The sequence below is a fragment of the Campylobacter sp. BCW_6464 genome, from assembly GCF_001762775.1.
Lineage (GTDB): Bacteria > Campylobacterota > Campylobacteria > Campylobacterales > Campylobacteraceae > Campylobacter_D > Campylobacter_D jejuni.
Genome location: NZ_MJXM01000020.1, coordinates 1 through 571, shown reverse-complemented (window position 1 = coordinate 571; position 571 = coordinate 1). Strand labels below are relative to the sequence as shown.

Genomic DNA, 571 nt, shown 5'->3' with positions numbered 1-571 from the left:
CCTCGCCTTAACGGCGTCGCTTCGCTGGTTTTGATTAAGTTTTTTCTTTTTAAGTCTTTTTTTTAAGAAGACTTAAAAAGGGTAAAACCCTAAAATTATTAGAAAGGAAATTTCATGGCATTAGTTTATGTAGCCTCTCCTTACAAAGCTTTAGCTGTAAGAGAAAGTCAAAGAAAAGCACAAGCTATTAGCATAGCCCAGCAAGAATGCTTAAAAATTATGCGTGAATGTGAAGGCTTTACACCTGTTTCACCCATACTACAATTTAGTTATTTGGATGAAAACAAACACAGAGACAAAGCTTTACAAATGGGATTAGAGCTTTTAAAAGCAAGTGATTATATTTATATGAGCAATCATAAAGATGCTAAGTATTCTAAGGGAATGCAAGAAGAATTAGCATTAGCTAAAAAGCTTGGCATTAAAGAGCTAGTTTTGGAGTTGCCCTTACAATAAGGGTTTAAGGATAATCAAGAAAAGAGCTAAACACGCAATACTTTTAAGATACGGCGTAGTTCTTTGGGATTATCAAATTAAAAAATATAAATTAAAGGAGATTTAAATGCAAATA

General features: G+C 32.6%; 1 protein-coding gene. It reads left to right on the top strand.

Annotated elements, in window-relative coordinates; genetic code table 11:
- Positions 1-114: 114 nt before the first annotated feature.
- Positions 115-456 carry a DUF4406 domain-containing protein gene (locus tag AJ885_RS00280; RefSeq protein ID WP_070280524.1) on the top strand — a complete coding sequence of 114 codons (342 nt, stop codon included), beginning with the start codon at positions 115-117 and terminating at the stop codon, positions 454-456.
- The last annotated feature ends 115 nt before the right edge of the window (positions 457-571 follow it).